Source organism: Planomonospora algeriensis, from assembly GCF_977012225.1.
In genome coordinates this window covers 1-2,146 of the sequence record NZ_CDRNDK010000728.1, presented here as the reverse complement: position 1 = coordinate 2,146, position 2,146 = coordinate 1, and the positions used below count along the sequence as shown (strand labels likewise).

Below are 2,146 nucleotides of genomic sequence, written 5' to 3'. Positions count from 1 at the left end.
GCGCGCCCCGGCGCGGGGCCCCGCCCGCGATCAGGTCTCCCGCCCCGGCTGCGACCGCGCGGGAGCGCGCCACCACGATCAGCACGGGTCCGCCGAGGACGGCGATCAGCAGGGCGACCGGCGCCTCGTACGGCCGCATGACCACCCGGGCGAGCACGTCCGCGCCGAGCAGCACCAGGGCGCCGGCCAGGCCCGACAGCACGATCTGCGGGCCGACCCGGCCGCCGAGCAGGGTCCTGGCCAGGTAGCCGGCCAGCAGGCCGAGGAAGCCGATCGGCCCGGCCACCGCGACCGCGGCGGCGCTGAGCAGCGTCACCGCCACGGTCACCGCGACCCGGGTACGGCCCGGCCGGTGGCCGAGGGCCACGGCCATGTCGTCGCCGAGGGAGAGCGCGGCCAGCGGCCGGGCGGCCAGCGCGGCCATGACGAGCCCGGCCAGGATCGCCGGGGAGACCGACAGGACCCGCTCCAGCGGGACGCCCGCGAGCGAGCCGAGCACCCAGAACCGGTACTGGTCGAAGGTGACGGGGTCGGCGACCAGCATGGCCGAGGTGATCCCGGTGAGCGTGGCCGACAGCGCCGCGCCCGCCAGGACCAGTTTGAGCGGGGAGAAGCGGGAGCCGATCAGCAGCACGACCCCGGTGGCCAGCAGCGCGCCGCCGAGCGCCCAGACGAGGTAGGCCCCGCCGGTCTGCGCGCCCGCGTAGACGATCCCGACGACCACGCCGAGGGCGGCGCCCGAGTTCACCCCGAGCAGGCCGGTCTCGGCGAGCGGGTTGCGGGTGACCGCCTGCAGCAGCATGCCGGAGACGCCGAGGGCGGCGCCCACGACGAGGGCGGCCAGCGTGCGGGGCAGCCGGAGCGTCGTGACGACCATCTCCAGGTGGTGGTCGCCGCGGCGCCCATCAGATAGTCGACGACCTGTCCCGGCGCGACCCTGCCGGCGCCGGTCAGCACGGAGGCCGCGGCGAGTCCGAGTAAGGCCGTCAGGCACAGGGTGAACACCGGGAGGGCACCCCGGGGTTGCGTAAACATAAGGTAAGGCTAACCTAAAGTAGGAAAGACTTACCTAACTTGGTCTGGAGTTCGCATGTCCCCCCTCCGCAGGGTCGGCGGCCTGTTCGCCGCCGCTCTCGCCGCCCTGACCGTCGCGGCGTGCGGCACGCCGTCCGAGAACGCGTCCACGGACACGTCCGCGGCGCCCGCCGCCTCGTCCTCCGCCGCCCCGGCCGCCGGCTCCGCCACCCGCGAGGTGAAGGACGCCACCGGCACCCTGATCAAGGTCCCCGCGGAGCCGAAGCGCGTGGTCACCCTCACCCAGGAGGACCTCGACGCCGCCCTCGCCCTCGGCGTCACCCCGGTCGGCATCACCAACGGCCAGGGCATCGACAAGCCCCCGGCGTACCTCGCCGACAAGGTGCAGGGCATCCCCGTCGTCGGCAATCTGCTCCAGCCGGTGATCGACAAGGTCGTCGAGGTCCAGCCCGACCTGATCCTCGCCGGGGACATGCAGGACCAGCAGATGCTCGACCAGCTCCGCAAGATCACCCCTGCGACGGTGGTCACGATGGCCCCCACCGACGACTGGAAGCTGTCGTTCATGGGCATCGGCAACACCCTGAACAGGCTCGACGCGGCCAAGAAGGTCCTCGCCGACTACGACGCCAAGGTCGCCGAGGCGAAGGCCGAGGTCAAGCCCGCCGAGGTGAGCATCGTCCGGTGGAACCCGCAGGGGCCCAGCTGGATGGAGAAGCGGCAGTTCGCCAGTTTCGTCGCCACCGACCTCGGCCTCACCCGGCCCAAGGCGCAGGACAAGGACGGCACCGCCCACTCCATGCCGCTGAGCCTGGAGGCCCTGTCCGACATCGACGGCGACTGGCTGTTCCTGTCCACCCTCACCTCCGACGGCGAGAAGGCCCTCACCGAGGTGAAGGAGACCCCCGCGTTCAAGGAGCTGAAGGCCGTCAAGGCCGACCACGTCGTGTCCGTCGACGGCTCCGTCTGGAGCACCCGCGGCGCCCCGCTCGCCGCCCAGGTCGTCCTCGACGACCTGGTCAAGGCCCTCGCCGGCTGACCGGGCCGACGTCCCCGGCCGTCGATCGCGCGGACGGGCGTCCTCCCGCGGCCCCGCCGGCCTCACCGGCGG

At 73.4% G+C, this 2,146-nt stretch carries 2 protein-coding genes; one reads left to right on the top strand and one right to left on the bottom strand.

The window, feature by feature from the left end; genetic code table 11:
- On the bottom strand, positions 1–877 hold an 877-nt coding region (locus tag ACWJ6R_RS35110), incomplete at its 3' end, for a FecCD family ABC transporter permease (protein WP_449066335.1).
- Positions 878–1,090: 213 nt separating this feature from the next.
- Here ACWJ6R_RS35110 and ACWJ6R_RS35105 point away from each other — a divergent pair.
- Positions 1,091–2,074, top strand: a complete 984-nt coding sequence (locus ACWJ6R_RS35105; RefSeq protein ID WP_449066334.1) for an ABC transporter substrate-binding protein — start codon at positions 1,091–1,093, stop codon at positions 2,072–2,074.
- Positions 2,075–2,146 lie beyond the last annotated feature (72 nt).